At 65.0% G+C, this 24521-nt stretch carries 19 protein-coding genes; 10 read left to right on the forward strand and 9 right to left on the reverse strand.

What is annotated here, in order from left to right:
• Positions 1–289 precede the first annotated feature (289 nt).
• Positions 290–2980: an aconitate hydratase AcnA gene (gene acnA, locus O1Y97_RS08130; RefSeq protein ID WP_318763299.1), complete on the forward strand. Its 2691-nt coding sequence runs from the start codon at positions 290–292 to the stop codon at positions 2978–2980.
• 123 nt (positions 2981–3103) lie between these two features.
• Positions 3104–3841, forward strand: a complete 738-nt coding sequence (locus O1Y97_RS08135) for a TSUP family transporter (protein ID WP_199914579.1) — start codon at positions 3104–3106, stop codon at positions 3839–3841.
• A 51-nt stretch (positions 3842–3892) separates the two neighbouring features.
• Here O1Y97_RS08135 and O1Y97_RS08140 read toward each other — a convergent pair whose 3' ends face one another.
• Positions 3893–4552, reverse strand: a complete 660-nt coding sequence (locus O1Y97_RS08140; protein WP_318763686.1) for a GntR family transcriptional regulator — start codon at positions 4550–4552, stop codon at positions 3893–3895.
• A 100-nt stretch (positions 4553–4652) separates the two neighbouring features.
• Between O1Y97_RS08140 and O1Y97_RS08145 the strand changes: the two genes are divergently transcribed.
• The 4 genes from O1Y97_RS08145 to rraA all read left to right on the forward strand — a co-directional run bounded on the left by O1Y97_RS08145 (position 4653) and on the right by rraA (position 8511).
• Positions 4653–5771, forward strand: a complete 1119-nt coding sequence (locus O1Y97_RS08145; RefSeq protein WP_318763687.1) for an AbrB family transcriptional regulator — start codon at positions 4653–4655, stop codon at positions 5769–5771.
• Between the two features lie 310 nt (positions 5772–6081).
• Positions 6082–6975: a LysR family transcriptional regulator gene (locus O1Y97_RS08150; protein ID WP_318763688.1), complete on the forward strand. Its 894-nt coding sequence runs from the start codon at positions 6082–6084 to the stop codon at positions 6973–6975.
• 68 nt (positions 6976–7043) lie between these two features.
• Positions 7044–8033, forward strand: a complete 990-nt coding sequence (locus tag O1Y97_RS08155; RefSeq protein WP_318763689.1) for a D-2-hydroxyacid dehydrogenase family protein — start codon at positions 7044–7046, stop codon at positions 8031–8033.
• The gene (gene rraA, locus O1Y97_RS08160) at positions 8017–8511 is read left to right on the forward strand and encodes a ribonuclease E activity regulator RraA (protein WP_318763690.1); all 495 of its coding nucleotides are present in this window, start codon (positions 8017–8019) and stop codon (positions 8509–8511) included. Before O1Y97_RS08155 ends, rraA begins: the two co-directional genes overlap by 17 nt.
• Before the next feature lie 77 nt (positions 8512–8588).
• Here rraA and O1Y97_RS08165 read toward each other — a convergent pair whose 3' ends face one another.
• From O1Y97_RS08165 to O1Y97_RS08180, 4 genes are all read right to left on the reverse strand, one after another.
• On the reverse strand, positions 8589–9647 hold the full coding sequence (locus tag O1Y97_RS08165; protein ID WP_318763691.1) for an isocitrate/isopropylmalate dehydrogenase family protein: 1059 nt from the start codon (positions 9645–9647) through the stop codon (positions 8589–8591).
• 51 nt (positions 9648–9698) lie between these two features.
• The gene (locus O1Y97_RS08170; protein ID WP_404801272.1) at positions 9699–10847 is read right to left on the reverse strand and encodes a 4-oxalomesaconate tautomerase; all 1149 of its coding nucleotides are present in this window, start codon (positions 10845–10847) and stop codon (positions 9699–9701) included.
• 49 nt (positions 10848–10896) lie between these two features.
• Positions 10897–12921 carry a tripartite tricarboxylate transporter permease gene (locus tag O1Y97_RS08175; RefSeq protein WP_108606891.1) on the reverse strand — a complete coding sequence of 675 codons (2025 nt, stop codon included), beginning with the start codon at positions 12919–12921 and terminating at the stop codon, positions 10897–10899.
• 141 nt (positions 12922–13062) lie between these two features.
• Entirely contained in the window at positions 13063–14163 is a 1101-nt protein-coding gene (locus O1Y97_RS08180) for a Bug family tripartite tricarboxylate transporter substrate binding protein (protein WP_108606892.1), read from the reverse strand.
• A 178-nt stretch (positions 14164–14341) separates the two neighbouring features.
• Here O1Y97_RS08180 and O1Y97_RS08185 point away from each other — a divergent pair, with 178 nt between their 5' ends.
• Positions 14342–15253 (forward strand): LysR family transcriptional regulator, encoded by a 912-nt coding sequence (locus tag O1Y97_RS08185; protein ID WP_318763693.1) that lies wholly within the window; start codon positions 14342–14344, stop codon positions 15251–15253.
• Between the two features lie 139 nt (positions 15254–15392).
• Here O1Y97_RS08185 and O1Y97_RS08190 read toward each other — a convergent pair whose 3' ends face one another.
• Positions 15393–15623: a hypothetical protein gene (locus O1Y97_RS08190; RefSeq protein WP_318763694.1), complete on the reverse strand. Its 231-nt coding sequence runs from the start codon at positions 15621–15623 to the stop codon at positions 15393–15395.
• A 100-nt stretch (positions 15624–15723) separates the two neighbouring features.
• Here O1Y97_RS08190 and O1Y97_RS08195 point away from each other — a divergent pair, with 100 nt between their 5' ends.
• Together O1Y97_RS08195 and O1Y97_RS08200 are read left to right on the forward strand one after the other, a co-directional pair.
• Complete coding sequence (locus O1Y97_RS08195; protein WP_318763695.1) at positions 15724–17133, forward strand: lipopolysaccharide biosynthesis protein; 1410 nt, start codon at positions 15724–15726, stop codon at positions 17131–17133.
• The gene (locus tag O1Y97_RS08200; protein WP_318763696.1) at positions 17133–18413 is read left to right on the forward strand and encodes a GNAT family N-acetyltransferase; all 1281 of its coding nucleotides are present in this window, start codon (positions 17133–17135) and stop codon (positions 18411–18413) included. Before O1Y97_RS08195 ends, O1Y97_RS08200 begins: the two co-directional genes overlap by 1 nt.
• Here the strand turns inward: O1Y97_RS08200 and O1Y97_RS08205 are convergent.
• Both O1Y97_RS08205 and O1Y97_RS08210 read right to left on the reverse strand, forming a co-directional pair.
• Positions 18410–20041 (reverse strand): AMP-binding protein, encoded by a 1632-nt coding sequence (locus O1Y97_RS08205; RefSeq protein WP_318763697.1) that lies wholly within the window; start codon positions 20039–20041, stop codon positions 18410–18412. The genes O1Y97_RS08200 and O1Y97_RS08205 overlap by 4 nt on opposite strands.
• 113 nt (positions 20042–20154) lie before the next feature.
• Complete coding sequence (locus O1Y97_RS08210; RefSeq protein ID WP_183262431.1) at positions 20155–20781, reverse strand: hypothetical protein; 627 nt, start codon at positions 20779–20781, stop codon at positions 20155–20157.
• A 424-nt stretch (positions 20782–21205) separates the two neighbouring features.
• Between O1Y97_RS08210 and O1Y97_RS08215 the strand changes: the two genes are divergently transcribed.
• Entirely contained in the window at positions 21206–21538 is a 333-nt protein-coding gene (locus O1Y97_RS08215; protein WP_183262430.1) for an antibiotic biosynthesis monooxygenase family protein, read from the forward strand.
• Between the two features lie 81 nt (positions 21539–21619).
• Here O1Y97_RS08215 and secA read toward each other — a convergent pair whose 3' ends face one another.
• Entirely contained in the window at positions 21620–24343 is a 2724-nt protein-coding gene (gene secA / locus O1Y97_RS08220) for a preprotein translocase subunit SecA (protein WP_108606898.1), read from the reverse strand.
• Positions 24344–24521: the final 178 nt, after the last annotated feature.

Here is a 24521-nt window from a genome sequence, read left to right on the forward strand (position 1 = left end):
AATGAAAACAAGGCTTCGCCATTGGAGAAGCCCCCAATCGCCTAATGGCAGTATGCAAATGGATACATTCTTGTGGCGGGATTTCGGGAATCCGCTATATGCCAGTTCGACCATGCCAGCGGTCGGCATGGAAAGCGAATATGCGCCGAACCAGCGCACGCGCCGCCTTGAACGGCTCGGGTTGCTTGGGGCCGGACAGCGGAAATGGCCGTACCCGCACCTTTGCGCGTGATTGCATGCCATCGGAGTCCGTTCCCGTGTAGGCTGAACAGACAAGGATGGATCGCACGTGTCCAAATCACTCGACAGTTTCAATTGCCGCCGCACGCTGACTGCTGCTGGCACCGACTATGTCTATTACAGCCTGATCGAGGCCGAAAAGAACGGCCTGACCGGCATCTCGCAGCTGCCTTATTCGATGAAGGTGCTGCTGGAAAACCTGTTGCGTAACGAAGACGGCCGCACCGTCACCAAGGAGGCGATCCAGGCGGTCGCCGGCTGGCTGACCGACAAGGGCACCGCCGGTGTCGAGATCGCCTACCGCCCGGCGCGTGTGCTGATGCAGGACTTCACCGGCGTCCCCGCCGTCGTCGACCTCGCCGCCATGCGTGACGGCCTTGCCTCGCTCGGCGGCGACCCGCAGAAGATCAACCCGCTGGTCCCGGTCGATCTGGTCATCGACCACTCGGTGATCGTCGACGAGTTCGGCACGCCGCTGGCGTTCGCCCGCAACGTCGAGCTCGAATACGAGCGCAACGAAGAGCGCTACAAGTTCCTGAAGTGGGGCCAGCAGGCGTTCCGCAACTTCCGCGTCGTGCCGCCCGGCACCGGCATCTGCCACCAGGTCAACCTCGAATACCTGGCACAGACGGTGTGGACCAACACCGAGGACGGCGAAACCACCGCTTATCCCGACACCTGCGTCGGCACCGATTCGCACACCACCATGGTCAACGGCCTTGGCGTGCTGGGCTGGGGCGTCGGCGGCATCGAGGCGGAAGCGGCGATGCTCGGCCAGCCGGTGTCGATGCTGCTGCCCGAGGTCATCGGCTTCCGCCTGACCGGCAAGCTGAAGGAAGGCGTCACCGCCACCGACCTGGTGCTGACCGTCACCCAGATGCTGCGCAAGAAGGGCGTCGTCGGCAAGTTCGTCGAGTTCTTCGGCCCGGGCCTGTCCAACATGACGCTGGCCGACCGCGCCACCATCGGCAACATGGCGCCCGAATATGGCGCGACCTGCGGCTTCTTCCCGGTCGATGCCGAGACCATCCGCTACCTCAACATGTCGGGCCGCGCCGAAAACCGCATCGCACTGGTCGAGGAATATTCCAAGGCGCAAGGCATGTGGCGCGACGCCTCGTCGGCCGATCCCGTCTTCACCGACCTGCTCGAGCTCGACCTCGAAACCGTCGTGCCGTCGATGGCCGGCCCGAAGCGTCCCGAGGGCCGCATTCCGCTCGAAGGCATCGCCGCGGGCTTTGCGACCGCGCTCGAAGCCGAATACAAGAAGACCGTCGACCAGTCGAAGCGCTATGCCGTCGAGGGCGAAAAGTTCGACCTCGGCCATGGCGACGTGGTGATCGCGGCGATCACGTCGTGCACCAACACCTCGAACCCGAGCGTGCTGATCGGTGCCGGGCTGCTCGCCCGCAACGCCAACCGCCTCGGCCTCAAGCAGAAGCCGTGGGTCAAGACCTCGCTGGCGCCCGGCAGCCAGGTGGTGGCCGAATATCTCGAGAAGGCCGGCCTGCAGAAGGAGCTCGACCAGATCGGCTTCAACCTCGTCGGCTTCGGCTGCACCACCTGCATCGGCAATTCCGGACCGCTGCCGGCCCCGATCTCCAAGACCATCAACGACAAGGGCCTGATCGGTGCGGCGGTGCTTTCGGGCAACCGCAACTTCGAAGGCCGCGTCTCGCCCGACGTGCAGGCCAACTACCTGGCCTCGCCGCCGCTGGTCGTCGCCTATGCGCTTGCCGGTTCGGTGACCAAGGACCTGACCACAGAGCCGCTCGGCGAGGACCGCGACGGCAAGCCGGTGTTCCTGAGGGATATCTGGCCGACCAATGTCGAGATCGACCAGTTCATCGCCGAAAACGTCACCCGCGAGCTGTTTGCGCGCAAATATGCCGACGTCTTCAAGGGCGACGAGAACTGGCAGAACGTCCAGGCGCCGGAAGGCCAGACCTATGCCTGGGACGACCAGTCGACCTATGTGCAGAACCCGCCCTACTTCGTCGGCATGGGCGCGCGCCCGGGTGCGATCGGCAAGATCGAGGGCGCACGCGTGCTCGGCCTGTTCGGCGACAAGATCACCACCGACCACATCTCGCCGGCCGGTTCGATCAAGGCGGCCTCGCCCGCCGGCAAGTACCTGACCGACAATGGCGTCGGCGTCGCCGACTTCAACCAGTACGGCACGCGCCGCGGCAACCATGAGGTGATGATGCGCGGCACCTTCGCCAACATCCGCATCCGCAACCACATGCTCGGCGAGAACGGCCGCGAGGGCGGCTACACCTTCCACTACCCGTCGAAGGAAGAGATGCCGATCTACGATGCGGCGATGCAGTACCGCAGCGAAGGCACACCGCTGGTGATCTTCGCCGGCGTCGAATACGGCAACGGCTCGTCGCGCGACTGGGCGGCCAAGGGCACCAACCTGCTCGGCGTGCGCGCGGTCATCGCCCAGAGCTTCGAGCGCATCCACCGCTCGAACCTGGTCGGCATGGGCGTCATCCCGTTCACCTTCGAGGACGGCACGTCGTGGAAGACGCTCGGCCTCAAGGGCGACGAACAGGTGACGATCGAGGGCCTGGAGACGATCAAGCCGCGCCAGAAGATGGTCGCCAAGGTCACCTTCGCCGACGGTTCGACCAAGGACGTGCCGATCCTGTGCCGCATCGATACGCTCGACGAACTCGACTACTTCAAGAACGGCGGCATCCTGCAATACGTCCTGCGTGACCTCGCAGCGTAAGCGCGGACAACACGAAGTGGGCGCCGGCGATCAATCCGGCGCCCATGCCATGAGACGGCGGCAGATCCTGCCGCCGAACGACCCCGCGCCGGCGCCTCCGCCCGGACAATCCCGGACCGATCCGTGACCGCTGTTCTCTTCGCCTGCATGACGATCACCGTGTTCCTGACATCGCTGCTGTCGGGCATCTTCGGAATGGCTGGCGGGATGATCCTGCTCTGGGTCCTGTTCTTCCTCGTGCCGGTGGCGACCGCGATCGCGGTCCACGGCATGGTGCAGATGGTCTCGAACGGATCGCGGGCCTGGTTCTCGCGCGACTACCTGGACCTGCGCATCCTGGCCATCCTGAGCGCCGGGCTGCTCAGCGCCGCTCTCCTGCTGTACGTCGTCGCCTACCGCCCGAGCCTCGTCGTGGTCTCCATCGTCATCGGCCTGATGCCGGTTCTCGTATGGGTGCCGGTCAAGAAGCTCGAACTCGATGCGTCGAAGCCGCTGCATGCCTACGCCTGCGGCTTCATATCCGGCGGCCTGGCGATCAGCGTCGGGGTTTCTGGACCGAGCATCGACATCTTCTTCATCCGTACCGCAATGGACAGGCGGACGATCATCGCCACCAAGGCCGCGATCCAGTTCCTCACCCATGCGACCAAGGTGGCATTCTATTGGGACGCCGCGCTGACGCTCTCGTCGGAGGGCTGGCTTGCGGTCGTCGCGGCGGTGCCCATTGCTGTCCTCGGCACACGGTCCGGAAACATCATCCTGCAGCGCATGACGGATGCGAATTTCCGCGCCTGGACACGCTGGATCGTGACCGGGATCGGCGCCGTCTATTTCGTCTCGGGACTGATGCAACTCGCCTGAGCGTTCTCGGCCGGGGGCCCTGTCTGGCGCGAGGCAGGCGGCCGAGCGGCTTCAGCTATCGGTCTTGGTGATGATCAGGCGGACTTCGAGCGCGGCCTTGATGTGGTCGACGGCGGCCTTCTCAGCGCCTTCCGCATCGCGGCGGCGAATTGCCTCCATAATGGAGACATGCTCTTGGGTCGCGGTAGCCGTGCGGCCTTCCTGGATGAAGGTCGTGTCGGGCAGCAGCGCGATCGTTTCCTGCAGGTCTTCGACGGCCTGGCGAAGGTAGCGGTTGCGGGCAGCATCGTAGAGCCGGGCGTGGAACTGCCGGTTCCATTGCGCGGCGAGCTTCGGATCGTCGGCCGCGGCGGCGAATTCGGCGTTGAGGCGTTCGAGATTGGCGATCTCGGCTTCGGTTGCGTGTCGCGCGGCGTAGCGGGCGACGATGCCCTCGAGCTCCTCGCGCATGGCGTAGAGTTCGAAAATCTGCCGCATGGACAGGATCGACACGGCGACGCCGCGACCGGGTGCCGCCTCGAGAAGGCCTTTCTCCTGCAGCCGGCCGAGGGCCTCGCGGACGGGCGTCCGGCTGACGCTCAGGCGTGCCGCCACCTCTTCCTCGCGCAGCGGGTCGCCCGGCCGGTATATGCCGTCCCGGATGGCCGCCAGAATGGCCTGATAGGTGCTCTGGCCGCGGGTCTTGGACAGCAGATCCTTCGATGCGGTCATCGCATGCTCTCTCCAGTGTGGACATTCCGGCTATAGAAGGAACTGGCCATTGTCCACGGTCTTGCTGTATTGCATACAATTGGATGCAGAATAGAGCGACGTGATTTGGCGCCTGCCGATGTATGACAGCCGGACAATGCGCGGGGGAGGCCAGGCCATCCCTCTGTTCCATACGCTGCGCACGCTTGCCTTCGGCACGGCCGGCGGAGCGTTGGGCTATTTGCTCGGCCTGCCACTCGGCTGGATGCTCGGCGCCATGGCGGCGACGACGGTGCTTGCCATTGCCGGCGTGCGCGTGAACGCCTCGCCGAAGCCCCGGGCGGCCATGATCGCCGTCATCGGGCTCATGGTCGGAAGCGCCTTCAAGCCCGAGGTCCTGCGCCAGGCAGGCGAGTGGTCGGCAAGTCTCGCCGCCGTCGCCGTCTACACCATCACCACCGCCGCTTTCGGTATTTTCATCTGCCGCCGCCTGGGCAGGCTCGACCCGACCACGGCGGCCCTGAGCGGCATGCCGGGCGGCCTGAGCGAACTGATCGTGATGGCCTCGTCCTTCAAGGCCGACGTGCGCAGCGTGAGCATGGTTCACGCGACGCGCCTGGTGCTGCTGATCACCACCGTGCCGCTGTCGCTCAGCCTGTCGGGGGCGCTTGCGGCGATCGGCGGGGGCACTGTCGACCGCACGGTCGACTGGACCATGGCCTTGCCGCTCGCAGACGCGGCCGTGCTGGTCTTCTGCGCCGTCGTTGGTGTCCTGCTCGGCCGCCGTCTCCGCCTGCCGGCCGCAAATCTGACCGGCCCGCTGATGCTGAGCGCCCTGGCCCACGTCACGGGCCTGACGGGTGCGGGAGTGCCCGGTCTGGTGATCGCGGTCGCTCAGGTGGTGATCGGGGCAACGATCGGGCAGCATTTTATCGGCGTCGAGCGGCGGGTGCTGGTCACCGGCGTCATCCTCGGGACGGTGCTCACCTGCTTCAGCCTGGCCATGGCGGTGATCTTCGCCATCGGTTTCGACCGGTTTCTCGATATCCCCTTCGCCATCGGCCTGCTCGCGCTGGTGCCCGGAGGCCTGCCGGAGATGAGCCTGATTGCCATCTCGTTCAATGCGGACCCCGCCTTCGTGAGCCTGCACCATCTCAGCCGCGTGGTGATCATCGTTGTCGCCACTCCCTTGATCCTGCCGGCCTGGTTGCGGCTGGCAGGAGCGACGGGTAAGGGCTGAAGAAGATGGCGGGTGTTGCCCAACCGAGATGCCGCCCTCGCCAACCGTCGCTACACGGCAGCAACAGGAGCCGATAGACCATGGACACAGAACAATCTCCAGTCGGTGGAGCGTGCCGTGGCACTGGTCATCCTCACCAATTCTATAGTGGCTATCGAGCGGTATCTGGCATTCGTCCGGCGCTGCGCCGACTATCGGCTGCACCGTTTCGACGACCGGCTGCTCGGGCGGATCAGGCGCGACTTTGCTCTGTCCGACCACACGGCCGTGCCGGCACTGACGGAGGGGCGACATGCCACCGTTCGATCCAGTGACCGCGCGCCTCGTCGTCGCGGTTTCCCGGTACGGGTCCATCGGGCGGGCGGCAGAGCATGAAAACATCGCCGCTTCGGCTGTCAGCCGGCGGATCAGCGAAGTCGAGGCCCGGCTCGGGGTCGCGCTCTTCGACCGCTCCCTGCAGGGGGTGCGCCTGACCCCGGCGGGAGAGCTCTACGTTTCCGGTTGCCGGGAGATCCTGAGGGAGATCGCCGATCTCCATACGCAGATGGTCGATTTTGCCACCGGCACCCGCGGATCGCTGCGGCTTGCCTGTACCAGTTCCGCCTTGTCGGGCAGGCTTCCAGAACTGCTGGCGACCTTTGCGGAAAGCCATCCGGGCATCAGCCTCGATATCCAGGAGATGTCGGCCGGTCTTGCGCTTGCGGCGATGGACGACGGACAGGCCGATATCGCTTTCGTGGCCGACAACAACGATGTCGCCCGCTTCGAGACCGAGATATTCGAGGACGACAATGTGATCGTGCTTTGCGCGCCGGACCATCTTTTGGCGGAGCGCTTGCGATCGGGAAAGCCGATTGCCTTCGACGATGTCGCGCAACACGAGGTGGTGGGTATCCACCACAGCGGCGCGCTGGATCGGCTGCTGAGCGCTGCTGCCGCCCGCAGCGGCCGGGCGCTCGGCGAGCGGGTGCGGGTCGAAACCTTCCCGTCGCTGGTGCGGATGGTGGAAGCCGGTTTCGGCATCGGCTTCCTTCGCTCGACGAGCCTGCATCTGCTTGCCGGAACCGATGTCATCAGCGTTCGCCTTTCGGACGACTGGGCGATCCGCAAGCTGCTCGCCGTGCGCCGCAAGTCGAGCCCGCTTTCGAGGCCAATCCGCGAATTCCTGACGCTCGCGCGCAAGAGCTACATCCCGTTGGGGTAGGCGGGCTCGCGATGCCGGGCGGGCAGGCATTTCCCTTGATCCAGACGCGCTTGGAAAGGTCTGAACGCATGCTCCGTATCGCGATCCTCGACGATTATCAGGATGTGGCGCTCTCGCTTGCCGACTGGGCCTCGCTCGGCGACGATTGCGAGATCGTCCGTTTTGGCCGGAACCTCGCAACGGAGGACGAAGCCGCCCGCGCGCTCGCCGGTTTCGACGCGCTCTGCCTCATGCGGGAGCGCATGCCGCTGCCGGCCTCGCTGCTCGGCAGGCTGACGGCCCTGAAGCTGGTGGTTGTCACCGGCGCTCGCGTGCGCACCATCGACATGGAGGCGGCGGTCGCTCGCGGCATCACCGTCTGTCACACCCATGGGGGCGAATCCGCCCATGCAACGCCGGAGATCGCCTGGGGGCTGATCCTGGCGCTCGCCCGTTCGATCCCCGAGGAGGACGCCCGCATCCGGGCTGGGGGATGGCAACAGACGGTCGGCACGATCCTCGGCGGCAGGACGCTGGGCCTCGTCGGGCTTGGCAAGCTGGGCAGCCGCATGGTGATGATCGCCAGGGCGTTCGGGATGGAGGTGATCGCCTGGAGCCCGAACCTGACGGACGAACGCGCCGCCGAGACCGGCGCACGCCGCGTCGACAAGGAGACGCTGTTTCGTGAGGCCGATGTGGTGTCGCTGCACCTCGTCCTCAGCGAGCGAAGCCGGCGTGTCGTCGGGGCCGTCGAACTCGGACAGATGAAACAGGGCGCGTGGTTGATCAACACCGCGCGCGGGCCGCTGGTGGACGAGGTGGCCCTGGTGCAGGCGCTTCGGCAGGGGCGGATCAAGGCCGGACTCGACGTCTTCGACATCGAGCCCCTTCCGGCCGGCCATCCGTTGCGCACGGCGCCCAATACCGTGCTGACGCCGCATCTCGGCTATGTGACCGAGGGTGCCTATGGGGCCTTCTATCGTGATGCGGTCGAGAATATTAAGGCCTGGCGCGCCGGCGCGCCCATACGGCTGCTGGCCGAGCCGAAGAGGGAGGAAGATCGTGACGGACATCGTTAAGACGGCGGACCTGGTCGATAGCAACGACGCTGAGGTGCGCTTCTGCGAAATGCAATGGAAAACATACGGCAGGCGCAAGGGATTTCATGGCGAAGTCGTCACGCTGAAGACCTTCGAGGACAATCGGCTGCTGCGGGCAACGCTCGAAAGCGACGGCGCGGGCAGGGTTCTCGTCGTCGACGGAGGCGGATCGCTGCGCTGTGCCCTGGTCGGCGACCAGATCGCGGCCCTCGGCCTGGCGAATGGCTGGCGCGGGCTGCTGATCCACGGCGCGATCCGCGACAGCGCCGATATCGATGCCATGGACTTCTGCGTGATGGCGCTCGGCCAGGCGCCGAAGAAGAGCGGCAAGACGGGCCACGGTGCACGCGACGTGCCGCTTGCTTTCGGCAACGTCGAGTTCCGCACGGGGCAATATCTTTATGCCGACGCGGACGGCGTTCTGGTGGCCGACAAGGCCGTGCATCAGGCGGGCTGACTGGGCTAGGGCCACATGGTGACCCATCGATCGCGACGGCGCGAGGGCAAGGCCCACGCGCCGTCTTCGTCTCCAGTTCAGCCCAAAGCGGCGATGAGGGTGTCGGTGAACGCCTTCGTGCCGAGTGGCCCGCCGACGTCGCCGGTACGGGTCGCAGCGTTGGAGATGACCCGGTCGACGGTGTGCTCGATCAAGGTCGCGGCCTCGATGTGGCGCGGGTCGCCCGAACGCTCGCCGTGCCAGCGCAAAAGCATCGCCGCCGACAGGATCATGGAGGTCGGATTGGCCTTGTCCTGGCCGGCGATGTCGGGCGCTGAGCCGTGCTGGGCCTGGGCGGCGGCATTGTCCGTTCCGGCATTCAGGGAGCCTGCCAGGCCCAGGCTGCCGGAGAGTTCGGAAGCCAGGTCGGACAGGGTGTCGCCGTAGAAGTTGGTCGTGCAGATCACGTCGTAACGGCTCGCGTCGCGGACCAGCAGTGCGGCCATCGCGTCGATCAGGACCTCCTCCAACTGCACGTCGGGATAGTCGGCTGCGACTTTGCGCACCTCCTTCAGGAACAGTCCGTCGGTCAGGACGAAGGCATTCGCCTTGTGCACCGCCGTGACCTTCTTGCGGCGCCTCCGCGCCAGTTCGAAGGAAGCCCTTGCGATGCGCTCGCTTGCCGTTGCCGTCACCTTGCGCATCGAGATCGCCATGTCTTCCGTTGGCATGTATTCGCCGTTGCCGGCATACATGTTGCGGTCGGGATACATGCCCTCCGTCGCCTCCCGCATGATGACGAGGTCCATCGCCGTGCCGCGATGGAAGACGCCCTCGCGGGTGCGTGCGGGGCGGATGTTGGCAAAGAGGTCGAGCTGGGTGCGGAAGGCAGCCGAGACGTTGATGCCGCCCTTGTCGCGGGGCGGATAGTCCAGAGTGGAAATCGGGCCGAGCAGGGTTCCGTCCATTCGGCGCGCCTGCTCGAGCAGGTCTGGCGGCAGCGTCGTGCCGATCTTTTGCAGCGATGCGAAGCCGATGTCGCGCGTCTTGTAGCTGAAGCCGAGCGAAAAGCGGCGGTCCACCGCGTCCAGGACCGCCACGGTCGCGCCGACGATTTCAGGGCCGATGCCGTCGCCGGGAAGGACAAGCAGTTTCATGATGTTACGGACTCCAGAAGCGGGTATGCGGTTGTTTGGGCGGCCAGCGGGTCAGGCCGCCGGCGTCGATGCCAGCGTGGCGGCGGGCACGAAGACGGTGCCTTCCATCAGCTTGCGCGCAGTGCGCACGACGCCGCCGCTGATGATCTCGACGGAGTTGCCGTCGGGCCTCGTCGTCATGGCGACGTCGATGACGCCGGTCGGATGCTCGATTATCACCGTGCAGTCGTCGCCTTCGGGCCGGTTGGCGATGCCCGCTGCCACCGTGCCGGGAACCAGCACGCAGGAGGAGACGCACAGCCCGCCGGTGACGGCGAAGGCCGCGTGGGTCTTGTGCGGAACGAAGTAGCGGGCGGCGACGCTTCCGCCCTCGCGCGGCGCTGCCAGCATGGCCATCTTCGGCACGACCTTGCCGGTCACGTCGCCGAGGCCCATGCGCCGGCCCGCTTCCATGCGCATCGCTTCCATGCGTGCGAAGAAATCCTTGTCGGCATCGAGTTCCGCGGCTGACTCATAGCCCGTCTTGCCGAGGTCGGCGGCGCGGACGATCATCATCGGCACCGCGACGTCGATGAGCGTGGCCTTGACCCCGTCGATCACCTCCACCGGCTTGCCCGTCGGCAACAGGGTGCCCGTCTTCGAGCCGACGATGTCCATGAAATTGAGCCGGATCTCGGCCGCCGTGCCCGGGACCCCGTCGATCCGCCCGTTGCCCTCGTAGTTGACGACACCGTCCGGCGTCTCGACGATCGCCTCGATGCGGCTCTGGCTGTTGATGTCGTAGATGACGACGCTGGTCTTTTCGCCGTTGACCGGCACCATGCCCATCTCGATGGCGAAGGGGCCGACGCCGGACAGCATGTTGCCGCAGGAGGGCGAGGTGTCGACGATCGCCTTGTCTACCGAAACCTGTGCGAAGAGATAGTCGACATCGACGCCTTCCCGGTCGGACGGGCCGACCATCGCGACCTTGCTGGTCAGCGTATCGGCGCCGCCGATGCCGTCGATCTGGCGGATGTCGGGCGAGCCCATGGCGGCCAGCAGCACCCGCGCGCGGACATCTGGGTCCTGCGGGATATCCTGCATCTTGAAATAGGGTCCCTTCGATGTTCCTCCGCGCATGAGGATACAGGGAATGGCGTGTTGTGCGGGCAAGGTGACCTCGTTCGGTAATGTCGACAATTGGATGCAATTGCACACTTTGAAAATTGGCATGCAAAAGCCCCGGCGTTGCCGCCGGGGCGGAAGTTCAGCGCAGGGGCCAGGCCAGCTGGCTGTAGAAGTAGTGCTGCAGCAGGCCGCCCGGCAGGTTCATGTTGAGGATCGACGTCAGCACCAGCACCAGGCCGACGGCTGCAGCGGTCAGGATGATGGCTTGCAGCCAGCTTGACCTCGCGACGACCTTCAGGAACGCCAGGAAGAAGCCGACGAGCGCTAGCGTGAAGCCGAGAAGGCCGATCGCGATAACGAAGCCGACCAGCCAGCCGACGAACCGCCACAGGCTGCCGCTGCTCGCACCGTCATCGAGGTCGAAATTGACGGTGCCTGCCGGCCCACGTCCCGTCGCGCCCCTGACCTGCCAGAACAGCACGAAGGCGGCAGTGAGAAGGCCGACGATGCCCACCGAGACCGGGAACACCGCGTCGAGGAACGAGTTCTGCGCACCTTCGGCGATCGTGAAGATGAAGAAGCCGACGGCGATCGCGGTGAAGATCACCTGCGGCCACAGGTTCTTGGCGGCGGCCGTTTCGTCTTCCTCGCGCTCGAAGTCGATGTCGGTGGTGATGCCGCCGGGGACGGTTTCCTCCTTTGGTGCCTGGCGCGACCGGCTGGTGAACCAGAGCGAGGCGATCGTTATCAGTGCGATCGCGACGGCGATGGGCCGAAGCGGAAAGCCATAGCCGTAGAACTGGACCGCCTGGTAGAAATAGGTCTCGACCTGGCCGGCAAGCACGAAGCCGATGAGGAAGGCCGGTCGGGGCCAGCCGAAGCGCTTCAGGAAGATGCCCGTCAGCGCGATGACCAGCAGGGCCAGGATGTCCTCGAAGGAGCGGGTCGACTGGAATGCGCCGAAGACGATGATGAGGATCATGAACGGCGCGAACAGCACGAAGCGGATCGTCGTGAGGCGCGCGATGCTCGGCGATAGGGCGATGCAGGCTGCGGTGCCGACGACGTTGGCGAGCGCTAGCGTCCAGACCACGGTATAGGTGAGGTCGAGGTCGCGCTTCGGATCGGCCATGCCGGGACCTGGCTGCAGCCCGATCAGGATCATCGCGGCGAGAAAGATCGCCATCGAGCCGGAACCGGGGATGCCGAAGAGCAGGGTCGGGATCAGGTTGCCGCCGGCACAGGAATTGTTGGCCGCTTCCGGGCCGATGACGCCACGGATGTCACCCTTGCCGAATTGCGACTTGTCCTTGGCGCTTTGGACTGTGTGGCCGTAGGAGATCCAGTCCGAAACGCTGCCGCCAAGGCCCGGCATCAGGCCGACACAGGCCCCGATCGTCGCGCAGCGCAGCGTCAGCCACTTTTCCCGCCAGGTATCGCGCACGCCGGTCAGCCAGCCTTGGCCGAGCTTGCCCGTGCTCGAGATGCTTGCCTGGCCGCGCAGCAGGTCGAGCACTTCCGGCAGCGCGAAGATGCCGAGGCCGATGATGGTGATCTCGAGGCCGCTCATCAGGTACAGCGAATCGAAGGTCATGCGTTCGCCGCCATTTGCCGGAGCGGTGCCGATCGCCCCGAAGGCGAGGCCCAGCGCACAGGCGGCCACGCCCTTGGCGAGGCTGCTGCCCGACAGCACGCCCACCATGGACAGGCCGAAAATGGCCAGCATGAACAGTTCGGCCGAGGTGAAGCTCAGGATGAGCGGACGCGCCACGATGACGATGGCGGTCAGGCACAGCGCGCCGAAAAGGCCACCGATCATGGACGCCGAGAAGGAGGCGCTCAGCGCACGTGCCGCTTCGCCCTTGCGGGCGAGGGGGAAGCCGTCGAGCACCGTCGCCTGCGAGGCGGACGATCCCGGGATGCCCATGAGGATGCAGGAGAAGGTGTCGGAGGTGGGGATGACCGCCAGCAGGCCGACCATCATCGCAATCGCGGCGGTCGGCTCCATGCCGTAGACGAATGGCAACAGCAGCGACATGCCGGCAATGCCGCCGAGCGCCGGCAGGATGCCGACGACGAGGCCGATCGCAACGCCGATCATCATGTAGCTGAGGTGGTGGAGGGTCAGCAGGTTCTGGAGCGAAGTGACGAACACATCGATCACTGTGGCTGTCCTTTCGATGGGCAACAGTTGCTGGGCGGCGCCCTCGCGCCAGCCTGGTCAATGTCGGCAGGTGGATGTTCGAGCGCCGACAGGCGTCGTGCAGGCTTGCCCGCCGCCTGTCGGCGGCGGGCACTCTGTCGATCAGAGCTTGACCTGGTATTCCGTGTTCAGGAAGTTGCGCACCCAGTCACGCGCTTCGGGCTTGATCGTCGTGGCGACCTTGTAGAGCTGCTCGATGTCGCTGCCGACGGCCTGCGTGTAGTCGCCGAGAACGTCGCCCTTGGCCTTCTGTAGTTCCGGATCGGCCACGGCGTCGGCAAAGGCCTTGCGATAGGTCGCAACGATGTCGTCCGACGTGCCTTCCGGCAGCATGCAGGGCTTCTGGGCCGCGAAGCCGGAGCCGAAGAAGGCGAGGTAGGCGTCATATTCGATGCCGGACGGCTTCTTGCCATGCATCATCTCATAGGCTTCGACGAAGTGCGGCAGGTCGGGGAACGTCGGATCGCGGGCGACGTTGCCCTGGGCGTCGAGGACCCCCCAGGAGAACATTGGAGCGGCCGTGCCGGCCTCGACGAGCGGAGTGACGTTGGTCAGGTAGGCGGAGGAGGTCTGGTAGTCGATCGTCGCTTCGCCGCGTTCGAAGGCAAGGCGGCCGTCGCCGCGCCCCTGCATGCCGAACACATGGCGGACCTTGAGGCCGAGCAGGCGGAAGGCAAGCATCGGCACGAGGTCGAGCGAGGTCGCGCCCTGGCTGCCGTAGACCAGGTCCTGGTCCTTGATCTTGTTCAGTTCGGCCGGCGTCTTCACGCCGAACTTGGCGGGCAGGTAGCAGACGCCGCCCGTCGGCGAGACGAGTACGGGAATAAGCTTGGCGTAATCGTAGCGCACGCGCGGATCGCCGAGCAGGAACGGAAACTGCGTCGATCCCGACGTGCCAAGGATCGCAAGCCCATCGGGCCGCGCGCGGGCGACGAATTCGTTCGACCCGGTGATCGACCCGCCGCCGGGCACGTTCCGGACCACGACGTTCGGGTTGCCCGGAAGATATTTCGAGAGATAGGGGGCGAAGAATCGCGCCCAGACGTCCGAACCGCCGCCCTCGGAGAAGGGCATCCACCATTCGACGGTCTTGCCGGCGAAATCGACCGAGGCCTGCGAAAATGCCGGGCGCACTCCGCTTAGTCCAAGTACCGCTGCGGCGGAGCCGGCGGCAAGCAGTTGACGACGCGTAAAATCAGCCATGTTTTTCCTCCCCAAAATAGCTATGCGTTCAAATGTATACAAACGTACACATAACGATTGGAAACGCCAAGTCCCATGATCGCCATCGGCGGGCATGATCTTCGTCGTTTCACCCTTGAGGCATATGCGCCAACTGGATTATTAAGTTAAGTGCAAAATTTTGGAGCAGTGATGCGTCATGAGCATCAATTGTGAAATCCTCGATCTCAGGGCTTTTCTCGGCGTCGTCGAGCTTGAAAGCTTTCACCGGGCGGCCGATGCCCTGAACCTGTCGCAGCCGGCGCTCAGCCGCCGCATCCAGAAGCTGGAGGCATCGATAGGTGCGCCGCTTCTCGAGCGCACCACCCGGCATGTTTCGCCCACCGCGCTCGGCCTCGAACTTGTGCCGCTGGTGCAGCGCATGCTGGAGGAGTTCGACAGCTCCCTCTTTGCGGCCCGCGGTCGGGGCGTGCGGCGAAGCGAGCTGGTGACGATCGCTTGCCTGCCGACTGCCGCCTTCTATTTCCTGCCGACGGTGATCAAGCAGTTCAACCAGGAATATCCGGACATCCGCTTCCGCATTCTCGACCTGACGGCGACGGAAGGGCTGCAGGCCGTCTCGCGCGGCGAAGTGGAATTCGGGATCAACTTCATCGGTACCTCCGATCCGGAGCTCATCTTCGATCGCATCGCCGAAGATCCGTTCGTGCTGGCGGCGCGGCGCGATCATCCCCTGGCGATGCGGCAGGAGGTCGGCTGGATGGATCTGGCGCCGTACCCGCTGATCACCGTGCACCGCTCCAGCGGCAACCGCACCATGCTCGACGCGACGCTTGCGCGGTCGAACATCGAACTGCGGTGGTCCTACGAGGTGACGCACCTGTCGACCTCGCTCGGCCTGGTGGAGGCAGGCCTCGGGATTTCCGTGCTTCCGCGCACGGCGACACCCGGACCCGATCATCCCATCATCATCACGAGGCCGCTGGGCAACCCGTTGATTTCGCGGACGATTGGCATCGTCCGCCGGCGCGCCGCCACGCTTTCACCCGCTGCCGAACACTTCCGTCGCATGATCATGGGGGCATGGCAGGGCGGTCAACAGGGGGATTGATCCGAACTCCGGAGGCGCGGTAGCGTGATCGGCGGCACGAGCCAAGTGTTTGTATCGTCGTGCGCGACGTTATCCCTAAACCGTGGAAGAGAGCCTGGCTTGCGAGGGCCCGACTACGCCGTGGCGCAAGCGCACCCGCTCACCCCGTCTCGCGCTCGGCAAGCTCGATCAGATTTCGAAGGGCCGCCACGCCCAGGCTGTTGATGTGCTTGCGGCCGAGCGCAATGTCGATGCGGAGCGCGATCTCGGCGGCATCGGCGCCGCGAAGATCGGCCAGCCGCTCGATGCCGATCTCTTCGAGATAACGGATCATTGTCGGGCCGATCGAATGGGCCCGCAACATCGACTTGCGCTCATCTTGCGAGATCATGCCCGGCATCTCCTGGCCACAACGTTGCCGCCCAACCGTTTCTTAATCGCTGTCCAGTACATCCTGTCAGCGAAATTCGCGGAAGATGGAGTGTGTTGAGTTGCGTTTTTCCGCAGCGATGACGGCCGAACGGTGGCTGCCGGGGCAGATCGCCTCGCGCATCGCGCCGCTGCTGCGTCGCGTCGACGCCGTTCTTTTCAGCGCCGACGAGCGCGGCGAAGCCGGCCGCATGTCGCTGATCGCCTTTGCCGTGCGCATTGTCAGCGCCGCCATCGCCTTCGTCAGCCAGGTGCTGCTGGCCCGCTGGATGGGCGGTTTCGAATACGGCATCTTCGTGCTCGTCTGGGTGTCGATGATCATCGCAGGTTCCCTGTCCTGCTTCGGTTTCCACACCTCCGTCATCCGCTTCATCCCCGAATACCGCGAAAAGGGCATGCTCGCCGAACTGCGCGGCGTGCTTGTGGCGAGCCGGCTGTTCGTGCTCGTCGCCTCGACCGTCATCACCGCCTTGGCCATGGCCAGCGTCTGGCTGCTCTCGGACAAGATCGAGAGCTACTACGTCGTACCGTTCTTCCTCGGCATGTTCTGCCTGCCGATGCTGGCGCTGTCGGACGTGCTGCAAGGGCTGGCGCGCGCCAACGCCTGGGCGTTCCAGGCGCTTGTGCCGACCTACATCGTGCGGCCGCTGCTGATCCTGTTGTTCATGGCGGCGGCCGTGGTGTCGGGCCTTGCGCCGACCGCCGAGACTGCCGTCAGCGCCGCGATCGCCGCCACCTACGTCACCACGATCGCCCAACTCGTCCGCGTCACCTCGCGGACCGACAAGCGCATTCCCGCCGGGCCGCGCACTATCCTGCTCGGCTACTGGTTCAAGATCTCGCTGCCGATCTTCCTGGTCGAGAGCTTCTTTTTCCTGCTCACCAATGCCGACGTGCTGATGGTCGGCTTCTACATGGAACCGGACCATGTCGCGGTTTACTTCGCGACTGTGAAGACGCTGGCGCTGGTCCACTTCGTCTATTTCTCGGTCAAGGCGGGCGTTGCCCAGCGCTATGCCCATATCGCCCATGGCGAGCCGGAAAAGCTGGCCGGCTTCGCCCGCGAAACAGTGTCCTGGACGTTCTGGCCGTCGCTGCTGATGGGGCTTGTCGTGCTGGTGCTCGGCAAGCCGCTGCTCGGCATGTTCGGCCCCGGCTTCGACGAGGGCTATCCGCTGCTGTTCCTGCTCGTGGCTGCGGTAGTGGCGCGATCGGCGGTCGGCCCATGCGAAAGCGTGTTGACCATGAGCGGCTACCAGAACGTCTGCGCCATGGTCTATGCCGCGACACTCGCCCTCAACATCGGCCTCAACGTCGTGTTCATCCCTACGCTCGGCCTGTGGGGCGCGGCAATCGCCACCTCGGCGGCGATGATCTTCGAGGCGACCGCGCTGTCGTTCACCGTATGGCGCAAGCTCGGCATCGTCATGGTGCTATTCATCCCCGTCCGACGCACATTGGAGAAAGCCTGATGGTAGCCATCCCGCTTCTCGAAGAGACCAGCGGCGGCCCGGCCGGTTCGATGATCGCCGGCATTGCCGGCGTTCCGACCGACCTTGCCGACCTCGCCCAGCTTGAATTGACCGCCAGCGAGCGGCCGCTCAGGCGGCTCGCCATCTATCCGGCTTCGGCCGGCTTCGACCTGGTCGAGGAGCTCGACCACCTCTGCGCCCGTACCATCGAGCCCAACGTCTTCTTCAACCCGCGCTTCCTGGCGCCCGCCATGCCGAGGCTCGAGGACCGCGAGGTGCGGCTTGCCGTCATCCGGGACGGCAACGAGTTTCGCAGCCGGCTGCGCCTGCTCGTGCCCTATTCGATCGAGAAGCCGGCGGTGCCGCTCGGCGTGCCGGTGATGCGGACCTGGTCGAGCCCGTTCGGCCCGCTCGGCACGCCGCTGCTCGACCGCGACGACCCCGAAGGCGTGATCGCCGATTTCTTCGCCATGCTGGCGCGGCCGCATCTCAAGCTGCCGAGGGTTTTCGTGCTGCCCGACATGCGCCTCGATGGCGCCGTCGCCCGCATGCTGAGTGCGACGGCCGAAAGCCGCGGCTTGCCGCTGGCTATTACCGGCCAGTTCGAGCGCCCCTTCCTCGAAAGCGAGCGCGACGGCGACGACTATCTCAAGGCCGCGCTCGGCAATCGCCACTACAAGGAGTTCCGCCGGCTTGAGCGCCGGCTCGCCGAACAAGGCGTGCTCGAGCACAAGGTTGCGCGCACCCAGGACGATGTGCGCCATGCCATCGAGCAGTTCCTGACGCTGGAGGCGTCCGGCTGGAAAGGCCGTCAGCGCACCGCCATGGCGATCGACCGCTATCGTGCCGCCTTCGCCCGCGAGGCGGTGCACCGGATGTCGGAACAGGACATGTGCCGCATCCACTCGCTGACGCTCGACGGCCGCACCATTGCCAGCCTCGTCGTCTTCGTCGAGGCGGGCGTCGCCTATACCTGGAAGACCGCCTACGACGAGATCCTGTCTGCCTATTCGCCGGGCGCGCTGCTGATGATGGCGGTGACCGCGCAGCATCTCGAAGACCCCAACGTCATGGTCACCGATTCCTGCGCCGTGCCCGACCACCCGCTGGTCGGCCGGATGTGGAGCGAACGCAAGCCGATGGGCACCATCGTCGTCGGACTGACGCCCGATGCCGACCGTGTCACCCGCCAGGCCGCCTCGCAGCTGCATCTCTATCGCCAGACGCGCAAGCTTGCGGTCAAGCTGCGCGACCGCATGCGCAGCCTGCTAAAACGCTAGAGCGTTTTCGCCTCGCGCTTGGCCCGGTCGCGGAAAATGCGGCGGATGACCTTGCCGGTGGTGGTCAGCGGCATCGAATCGACGAACTCGACCTCGCGCGGATATTCGTGCGCCGACAGGCGCTCGCGCACCCAGAGCTTGATCTCGTCGGCCAGCGCCGCGTTGCCCGCAACGCCGTCCTTGAGCACGACATAGGCCTTGACGATCTCGGTGCGCAGCGCGTCGGGCTTGCCCACGGCAGCGGCCAGCGCGACGGCGGGATGGCCGGTCAGGCAGTCCTCGATCTCGCCCGGGCCGATGCGGAAGCCGGCGGAGGTGATGACGTCGTCGTCGCGGCCGAAGAAGGTGACGTAGCCGTCCTGGTCCTCGATGCCCTGGTCGCCGGTCGTCATCCACTCGCCGATGAATTTCTTCTCGGTCGCTTCGGGACTCTGCCAGTATTCGAGGAACATGACAGGGTTGGGCCTGGCGATGGCGATCTGGCCGGGCTCGCCGGCAGGTACGCGACGGCCGTTGTCGTCGATGATGGCGACCTGGTGGCCGGGCACCGCCTTGCCGATGGCCCCGCCGCGGCTCACACCGAGGGCCGCGCAGGAGGCGAGCACCGCGTTGCATTCGGTCTGGCCGTAGAACTCGTTGACCGTGAGCCCGAGCTCGCCAGCCGCCCAGTCGTAGGTCTCGCGGCCGAGGGCTTCGCCGGCCGAGCCGATGCTGCGCAGGCCGAGCCGGAAGCGCTTGCCGATGTCGGGCACGGTCTTCAGCATGCGTAGCGCCGTCGGCGGGATGAAGGCATTGCGCACCCCCATCTTCTCGACCAGCACAAGCGCTGCCTCGGGATCGAACTTATCGAAGCGGGCCGATACCACCGGCAGGCCGAAATAGAGGCCCGGCAGCAGCAGGTTGAGCAGCCCGCCGGCCCAGGCCCAGTCTGCCGGCGTCCACATCAGGTCGCCCGGCTGCGGCAGGAACTCATGGGCCATCTGGATGCCGGGCAGGTGCCCGAGCAGCACGCGATGGCCATGCAGCGCGCCCTTGGGCGGCCCCGTGGTGCCCGAGGTGAAGATCATCATCGCCGGATCGTCGGGACCGGTATCCTCGGCGGTAAAGTCAGGCGCATGCGAAGCGACAAGGCGCTGGAAGTCGTCCAGCCCGCCGCTGCCGACAACGACGATGGTTTCAAGCTGCGGCAACCGGCCGGCGATCTGGCCGACCTTGGCGAAACCGGCCTCGTTGGTGACGATGGCCCGCACACCCGCCGTCTGCAGCCGGTATTCGAGCGCCTCGACGCCGAACAACAGCGCCAGCGGCACCGCTATCGCGCCGAGCTTGTAGATGGCGACATGGGCGATGGCCGTCTCGAAGCTCTGTGGCAACAGCAGCGCCACCCGGTCGCCTCGCCGCACGCCGCGGGCGCGCAGCGCATGGGCAAAGGCGTTGGAGCGGCGGGACAGCTCGCCGAAGGAGAATTTTTTGGCCGCCCCCTCGACATGGTAGTCGAGGAGCGCCGTCCGCTCGGGATCGACCGCAGCCCAGCGGTCGGACACGGCGGTGCCGATGTTGAATTTCTGCGGGATGTTCCAGCGGAAGTCGCGGTAGAGGGTGTCGTAGGTGTCGCGCCGTTCGAGCATGGACGGTCGTCTCCGCTCCTCCGCGAGTGGGACTGGCGCCGGGCATGAGCTCCAGGCGCCGTGGACAGGCCTGTCGCGTAGCTCCTGCCCCTGGCGGCGTCAAGTGACTTGGATCAGCGGTGCGCGCCCTGGTAGCTCGGGACCGCGTTGCGTTGGCTGGTCTGCGGCGGCAGATACAGCTGCAGCAAGAACAGCAGCACCAGCACCGGCAGCCACATCTCGTTGATTTCCTCGAGCGCGCGGGCGTATTTCAGAGCCGTTGCAGGCAAGGCGCTATCGGCCTCCCGGAACCAGCGGGGGATGGCGTCGAGGATCTTCAGCGCCGGCAGGTAGGCGACAAGCACGATCGCGCCATAGGCAGCCGGCGGCCTGCGCGTCACCAGATGCTTGATGTGATCCAGCGATCTTATCAGCAACGCCACCACCACCGTGCCGATCAGGAGGACGGTCCCCGCACTTGCGAGTTTCTCCACGATTGGCACTTCCGGCCTGAGATACTGGCGCAGATTGAAAAGGCCGTATGTCGTGAAGGCGTGATGCCAATCCAGCTCACGAACGCCGAGGAGCAGCGCGCCAAGCGCGATCAGCCCAGCCAGCCCGCCCCGACGAAACCAGATGCCTGCCGCAACGATCGCGACGACGAAATGCAAGACGGCACTTGCCATCTCTACCGGCCCGTTCTCTCGGAGCAAAGCAGCAGCCATATCCGCCGACATCACTGCGGCGGCGAGCAGGCTCACGACAAGTCCAGATAACGCGACCCAGAAGAGCAAAAAGGGAGACGCAATGAAATTAGATGAATTCGAACCGGTATCGGAAGGCAATGAGATTTCTCTTCGGAATATCATTAAGGAATCCCATTCTAGCCAATCCGTCGGGCAAAGCAAACTACCGGACCGTCGCTTGGAATCACAATGTGGTCACCGCCGGTTGGCAAAGAAGCACTTCCGCCTTTCGGGATGGCGGTAACCGGTTGTCTCGCCAGCGTCTCCTGCGCCATTGGCAGATCTTCACGCGACCACGGTGCAAGCATTTCTTGCGATGCTTCAAAAGCTGTTTGCCCGCAAAACCAGACCGAGCTGCAAATCTGAAAATGGCGCTTGACCTCAATAATGGTTGAGGTTGCACAAGTCCTTTCTGTCAAGTCGAAGAGAGGAGGACGAGATGGGTCAGGACGCCAGCAAGGCGCAACGTATCTACAGGGTCGACAGGTTCACCGTTCCAGACGGTGCGCGCGCCGAGTTTCTCGACAAGGTTCGGCAGACGCACGAGTTGCTGAGAGTGCAGCCGGGCTTCCTGCAGGACATGGTTCTGGAGCAGCCATCGATGCCTGGAGAGCACAATGTCATCACGATCGTCGAGTGGGAAAGCGAGGCTGCGATCGCATCGGCCAAGGCCAAGGTGCAGTCGATGCACGCGCAAGCGAATTTCAACCCGCAGGAGTTGATCGCACGGCTGGGCATCAAAGCCGACATTGCCAGCTACAGGCACATTTAGGAGCTGAAGGCTTCGGAAACTGTAACGGCGACCCAATGGGCCGCCGTTCAATGTTCGAGGCTGGATTGTCCCAGTCGCCGGTCAGGCGAAGGTGCCGTGGCAGTGCTTGTATTTCTTGCCCGAACCGCACGGGCAGGCCTCGTTGCGCGAAACCTTGCCCCAGGTTGATGGATCGTTGGGGTCGCGGTCTTCGGCCGCGACGACGCGCGAATCCTGCAGGACTGCGACCGAGCCTTCGCCGAAATCGTCCTCGCCGGTGGTGCCGTCGATGTGGTGGCCAAACATCTCGGGCGCTTCCGGTGGCGGCGCGTCGGCTGCCTGGCGCACCAGTTCGACCCGCATCAGCTGTGCGGTGACCGCCTGGCGCAGGTTGCCGAGCATCGCCTGGAACAGCTCGAAGGCCTCGCCCTTGTATTCGTTGAGCGGGTCGCGCTGGGCGTAGCCGCGGAAGCCGACGACCGAGCGCAAGTGGTCGAGATTGACCAGATGCTCGCGCCACAGGTGGTCGATCGTCTGCAGCACCACCGAGCGTTCGACATAGGTCATCACCTCGGGGCCGAAGCGCTCGGCGCGGTCGGCGGCCGCCTTGTCGGCTTCGGCGGTGATGCGCTCGCGGACCTCTTCCTCGGCGATGCCTTCTTCCTTGGCCCATTCCTCGATCGGGAGATCGAGGTTGAGCGACTGGATCACGCCTTCCTTGAGGCCAGTGACATCCCACTGCTCGGCATAGGCGTTTTCGGGGATGTGCTTGGCGACCAGATCCTCGATCACGTCGTGGCGCATTTCGGCGACCGTATCGGTCAGGCTGGTCGCGTCCATCAGCTCGATGCGCTGCTCGAACACCACCTTACGCTGGTCGTTCGACACGTCGTCGTATTTGAGCAGGTTCTTGCGGATGTCGAAGTTGCGGGCCTCGACCTTCTTCTGCGCCTTTTCCAGAGCCTTGTTGATCCAGGGGTGGACGATCGCCTCGTCTTCCTTGAGGCCGAGCTTCTGCAACATGCCGTCCATGCGCTCGGAACCGAAGATGCGCATCAAATCGTCCTGCAGCGACAGGAAGAACTTCGAACGGCCCGGGTCGCCCTGGCGGCCGGAGCGGCCGCGCAGCTGGTTGTCGATGCGGCGGCTTTCGTGGCGTTCGGTGGCAAGCACGTAGAGGCCGCCGCCGGCGAGCGCCTTTTCCTTGAGGCGGGCAACGTCCTCGCGGATCGCCTTTTCCTTCGCGTCGCGCTCGGGGCCTGCCGGCATGTCGGCCAGTTCCTCGGCAATGCGCATGTCGGCGTTGCCGCCGAGCTGGATGTCGGTGCCGCGGCCGGCCATGTTGGTGGCGATGGTGATAGCGCCAGGCTTGCCGGCCTGGGCGACGATCGCCGCCTCGCGCTCGTGGTGGCGGGCATTCAGGACCTCGAAGTCCTTGAAGCCGTCCTTGCGCAGCCGCTCGGCCAGCTGTTCGGATTTCTCGATCGAGGTCGTGCCGACCAGCGTCGGCTGGCCCTTGGCGTTGGCTTCCTTGATCTCGCGGACGATCGCCTTGTACTTCTCCTCGACCGTCCGGTAGACCTCGTCGTCCTCGTCGATGCGGCTGACGGGCAGGTTGGTCGGAACCTCGGTGACGTCGAGATTGTAGATGTTGCCGAACTCTTCCGCTTCGGTCAGCGCCGTACCGGTCATGCCGGCGAGCTTTTCGTACATGCGGAAATAGTTCTGGAAGGTGACGGAAGCCAGCGTCTGGTTTTCCGGCTGGATCGACACGTGTTCCTTGGCTTCCAGCGCCTGGTGCAAGCCTTCGGAGAAGCGGCGGCCCGGCATCATGCGGCCGGTGAACTCGTCGATGATGACGATTTCGTCGTCCTTGACGATGTAGTCCTTGTCTTTCTGGAACAGGCGGTGCGCCTTGAGCGCATTGTTGACGTGGTGGACCAGGGCGACGTTTTCGATGTCGTAGAGCGACTCGCCCTTCAGCAGGCCCGCTTCGCGCAGCATGTTCTCCATCTTCTCGGTGCCTTCTTCGGTGAAGATGGCGGTCTTCTGCTTCTCGTCGACCTCGTAGTCGGACGGAACCAGATGGAGAAGGAAGGCGTCGACCGTGTTGTACATTTCCGAACGGTCCTCGAGCGGACCGGAAATGATCAGCGGCGTGCGGGCCTCGTCGACCAGGATCGAGTCGACCTCGTCGACGATGGCGAAGAAGTGGCCGCGCTGCACCATCTGGGCGCGCTCGTACTTCATGTTGTCGCGCAGATAGTCGAAGCCGAGTTCGTTGTTGGTGGCGTAGGTGATGTCGCAGGCATAGGCCGCGCGGCGCTCTTCGTCCGACAGTCCGTGCACGATGATGCCGACCGAAAGGCCGAGGAACTTGTAGAGCCGGCCCATCCATTCGGCGTCGCGGCTGGCGAGATAGTCGTTGACGGTAACGACATGCACGCCCTTGCCGGTCAGGGCGTTGAGATAGACGGGCAGGGTGGCGACGAGGGTCTTGCCTTCGCCGGTGCGCATCTCGGCGATGCCGCGGCCGTGCAGCACCATGCCGCCGATCATCTGGACGTCGAACGGACGCATGCCAAGCGCGCGCTTTGCGCCTTCGCGAACCGTGGCAAACGCCGGGATCAGCAGGTCGTCGAGGGTTGCCCCGTTGGCAAGGTCCTGACGGAACTGCTCGGTTCGCGCCCGAAGCTGGTCGTCGGTCAGCGCCTGCAGTTCATTTTCCAGTGCATTGATCGCTTCCACCCGGGGTCGGGTCGATTTGACGCGACGATCGTTGGAGGAACCGAAAATCTTACGGGCGAGACCGCCGAGACTGACCATCAAGTGGCCCTTTCAATTCGAATGAAGCCGACTGTCCGCCGGCCGAACCTGCCGGGGACAAGGCGGTGGCAGGTTCAACGCGAAAAGCGCCCGGAAAACGGTTCTGGACGCGAAGACGTTGGACAGATAAGAGGGGGCACAACTTATGTCAACGTTGCAGAGAGCCTGCCGAAGACGC

The organism is Aminobacter niigataensis (assembly GCF_946995915.1).
In the GTDB taxonomy this organism is placed as follows: domain Bacteria; phylum Pseudomonadota; class Alphaproteobacteria; order Rhizobiales; family Rhizobiaceae; genus Aminobacter; species Aminobacter niigataensis.